The sequence below is a fragment of the Aestuariivita boseongensis genome, from assembly GCF_001262635.1.
Classification (GTDB): Bacteria; Pseudomonadota; Alphaproteobacteria; order Rhodobacterales; family Rhodobacteraceae; genus Aestuariivita; species Aestuariivita boseongensis.
In genome coordinates this window covers 1-3,965 of the sequence record NZ_JXYH01000099.1, presented here as the reverse complement: position 1 = coordinate 3,965, position 3,965 = coordinate 1, and the positions used below count along the sequence as shown (strand labels likewise).

Below are 3,965 nucleotides of genomic sequence, written 5' to 3'. Positions count from 1 at the left end.
GTCTGTGATGTTTGCCTCCGAGGTCTCTAATGCGGACTTCGCTGCCATAGGAACTGCTCTACGATCAGAATTGGGCATGGCGAGGAAGCGACACTCAGACGAAGACATCTTGAAACTGCTGCGTCAGATCGAGTTGAAGCTGAGTGCTGGCAATGTCTAGTGCCAAGTTGTGACGCTAGACTAACTCAATTGCGTTGCGCAGCTTGTTCTCGTTCAGATCGATATAACGCATGGTCGTGTTTAGGTGTTTGTGGCGTGCGAGGGCTTGGATAACGCGCGCGTTGATGCCCTTGTCTGCAAGTTCCGTGAGGAACTGACGCCGCCCGCTGTGCGAACTGACACCACCATCAAAGGGACTGAGGCTCTGCCAACACAACATCGTGGCCTCCAAAGTCTTGGCAGGGCGGTCCCCAGCGGTTCGCCTCTGCGACAGAAAAGACCCATGGCAAACCTTGGGTCCACGTCCGAGAGGGCATACGCGCCATCTCGGACACGGCGTGCTCGAGGGTTGTGAACGTGCTTAGGTCCCAAATTTCAGTGTTTTGACGCAAAGCCTCGGAGCGCAAAACGTCAGCCGTATTGGCCTCAAGCCCACGGGGCGTAAGCGCTCTAATTTCCGTTACAAGCAAATACCGGTTTAGCGGCCGCCAGCAGGCAGGATCTTGCGGCGTTCCCTCCCCGTCCAACAGGAACACTTGGGCTTTGAACGCAATCGTCCAGATGTGATCATAAGAGCGCCCAGACGTCCTCTCCATAGTGCTCCCCACCTCGACCCTTGGCTCCCACTGACCGAATTCGTCCATCGTGGGCTCGGTCATGTAGTATGCCAGGAAAACGGTCTCGTTGTCTGCCATCTCTAGATAACCTTGTTCTGCCGTTTGCGGCCTGCTCTACGGCGGTCCTTGAGCCCCTTAGACCCGCATCTCGCGCGCCGCGACCGCCCACAGGACAAGGCCAAGCGCACACGTGGCCAGTGTTTGCACGATGAGCGTGACGCCAAAGGCATGGCAATCAGCGAAGGCGTGACGCGGCGTTCGGAATAGGCGCGCGCCTTATTTCTGAACGTGAAAGCATATCCGCGGTTGCGCTTCGATTACTTCCTCGTTCGTTTGTCGCCGGTTCTGGACGTTCAGGCTCGCATCGGCTGTCAAAACTGTGCTGGTTACGCGATAGCGCAGCTTCGTTCCACCGCACCGGCCCATCTCTCCGAGGTATTTCCGGTTCCACGAGGAAATCTTGAACCCGGCCAACTCGTCTTCACCGCCTAGCGCCATGACCGTGACACCGGAAGTGCCGCTGCGCACGCAGGAGACTTCAGTGCTGTAAAGCACGGACCGCGTTTCGACATCTTTTAGCTCCACCTTCGCGCGCCCCGATTCGTCGCACCGGGGCCAGCGGTTGAACGAATAACTGCCGGCCAGCGCTTCGCCATGTTCTACTTCGCGCAGCCGTTGGCCGTTGTCCTTCCTAACGATCCATTCAACTCCATCGGCATCCGTTTCTATCTTGTAATTCCCGGAGAAGGTCGGCGCATAGCCTTTTCCGCGCTGTCCTTCGAGACTGGGACCAACGCCGGTGAGTTGCAATTGCCGCGTTTCAGCAGTGCGTAGTATCAGCTGGGCTTGTCGCCGTGCCTCCTCATACGGCGCGGGATTGGCACCCAAGCCCCACTTTTTGTCCACATTCATCAGCTTTTCGAAAGTCCTTTCACGTTGCTGAAGAGTTTCCTGAGCACGGTCCCAAGGCATCTTGTTCAGATGCCAATTCTCCAAAGGCTCAAAAGCCTTGGTGTCAAAGCCGAATGTGTAATTCACCCCTTGGTTCAGCCTGGAAATTGCCTCGTCCAAGGCTCGTATCCGATCCTGCGGGTTGTTGCGGTAATACCAGGTGTGCAGGTCCGAAAGCGACAGACTAGCGGCTTCGATTTGGGCCCACTCTAAAACCAAACCGTCCCGCCAGATCGCGCGGGCAGCGTCCTCGCTGTAATAGTCCCCTTCGTGTGAACTGCCCTTCCGGATGAACACCTGGTCCCAATCGGGGTTCCCGGGAACGTTGAAGGACCAGTCCGCACCAGGTTTGTCGGGCACGCCAACATCCTCGATCAGATCATAGCGCTGGCCTCCGGGACCGCGCAGGGTGAGGCGCAGCTTCACATCGTAAATGCCCACGAGTTCCCGCGCGGCGGAGGGCAGATCATCGAGGTTGCGGGTTTCATACGCATCACCACCACTTTCGCCAATGCGTGGCAAGGTCACCACGCCGCCGATTAGATCCCACTTGAAACGAACCGAGATCACCGGGTCACCCATGATCAATCCCATACGGATCTGTGCGTTCCAGTCGTACAGGATCGTCGCGCCCTTGTGGCTGGGCGAGAGGCCGGGGAGTTGCTCACTCCGGCCGGAGGTTTCGAACTCCATCGTTTGCGCGGCTGCGATTGATGACCAGAGCGAAAGAATGAATGCGATTATCCATTTCACTGCAAAATAAACCTTTCGAATTCCGCCTGTTGAGCTGCTGTTGGACGGGGAACCTCGCCGTTTGAAAAGCTGGCGATGGAGGGCAAGCCAAGCTCGGTGGTGATTGGACCTTGCTTGCCACCAAAGACGGGCAAGGAGCTTATGCCGGCGATGGACGACCAGTTCAGGCCAGGGTTTTGATGTAGAAAAGCAACCACGGCACCGGCTAACAGTGCCATGGCAAATACCTGCCCTGTCGCCGCTCGGATCGGATCGCTCAATAGTAGGCAGAATGCAGTAATAATTATACCAGAACCGAGCGCGACTCCACCTCTCAAACCGTCAAATACAAGGCCAATGGATTCTGCTGTTAGAGACACGGCCCCAGCCAAGACAGGCAGGCAAAGAAAGGCTAGAAGAAGTCCGCCGAACCCTCCTTTTCTTCTTATCTGATCTGACTGGCGCGGCTGGCGCAGTTTCTTTTCCCTGAACAGCTCCTTGCTTGGACCAGAACGGTTCGTCTTTGGCTTTGAGGGAAGGCGCTTTGACGCCCTTTTTGAAATATTCGTTGCAGGATGACCTGCGTGAACGTGTTTTGCCTCTCTTTGGACTTCGAAATACTTTTGCTCTAGCCTGGCGTCTTTTACCTTTTCGACCACAGGAAAGTATTTATGCCCCCGCTTTTGCAACTCGCTTGCGACGTAGTTGCGTGTCTCGATAAAGTCCTTTCGAGCTGCGGCTTCGAATAAACTCTCGCTGTTCAAAAGCTCCACGAAATCCTGTTCAAGCTCTGCAACTTCTGTGTTCGAAGCCACAGCTGTAGGCTTTCTTTCGAAATCATCGGCAAGCTCCAATGGTTTTGCCCCGGTTGGAGTAGCAACGTCTGCTCGGGAAGCTGTACCCGATGAGTGTTCCAATGAAAAACTAAGTTGAAAGCGATTGGATGAATCGCGCACTGTATTCAAAGGGGGCAACGGTTCCGGTTGTCGGTTCGAGGCGGCTTCCTCGATCCACACCACCGGTTGATCCGACTGGAAAGTGCCTTTCGAAGTGTCCGCCACCAAGGCGATATTTCCAGAACACGGGGAGGTTAGCGGGACTTGCTCACCATTCGAAGAGTAGAGGACAAATAGCACATCGCCTTTATGGACAAAATCGCCCTCGGCCACATGTCTTTTGTCGAAAGTGAATGGTTCGTAATAGCCCTTTGGCGGAAACACGCGAATCTCGTTCATAGGGAAACTAAACAAAATTCGGGTCTCAGAAACAACATTCAGCAGGTCAGTGATAGCTTTTCGGCAACCCGGACCTTGGGATCTGAGATCTCGCTGCATCGGTCACGAATGACCGCAATTACTTCTGCGCCACAGCAGTCAGGACCAAACGTGCCTACACTGCATTGCGAGGGCTTCGGACAGGCCACTTCCGCTCTGGGCTCTATGCAGTCATTCGCTGCAGAGCGGCACTGATCTGCACAATGAACGACCGCTTTGCGGATCGAGCGGG

At 55.4% G+C, this 3,965-nt stretch carries 3 protein-coding genes; all 3 read right to left on the bottom strand.

Annotation, left to right across the window (positions count from 1 at the left end):
* Positions 1-175: 175 nt before the first annotated feature.
* The 3 genes from TR61_RS19775 to TR61_RS19185 all read right to left on the bottom strand — a co-directional run bounded on the left by TR61_RS19775 (position 176) and on the right by TR61_RS19185 (position 3,694).
* Entirely contained in the window at positions 176-379 is a 204-nt protein-coding gene (locus TR61_RS19775) for a tyrosine-type recombinase/integrase (protein ID WP_082182059.1), read from the bottom strand.
* A 673-nt stretch (positions 380-1,052) separates the two neighbouring features.
* On the bottom strand, positions 1,053-2,420 hold the full coding sequence (locus tag TR61_RS19190; RefSeq protein WP_172677030.1) for a hypothetical protein: 1,368 nt from the start codon (positions 2,418-2,420) through the stop codon (positions 1,053-1,055).
* A 56-nt stretch (positions 2,421-2,476) separates the two neighbouring features.
* The gene (locus TR61_RS19185) at positions 2,477-3,694 is read right to left on the bottom strand and encodes a hypothetical protein (RefSeq protein ID WP_157440995.1); all 1,218 of its coding nucleotides are present in this window, start codon (positions 3,692-3,694) and stop codon (positions 2,477-2,479) included.
* Positions 3,695-3,965 lie beyond the last annotated feature (271 nt).

What these genes read in the sequence shown, in the direction of transcription:
- TR61_RS19775 (WP_082182059.1), bottom strand. Translation starts at nt 379, where the DNA reads ATGTTGTGTTGGCAGAGCCTCAGTCCCTTTGATGGTGGTGTCAGTTCG.
- TR61_RS19185 (WP_157440995.1), bottom strand. Translation starts at nt 3,694, where the DNA reads ATGAACGAGATTCGCGTGTTTCCGCCAAAGGGCTATTACGAACCATTC.
- TR61_RS19190 (WP_172677030.1), bottom strand. Translation starts at nt 2,420, where the DNA reads ATGGAGTTCGAAACCTCCGGCCGGAGTGAGCAACTCCCCGGCCTCTCG.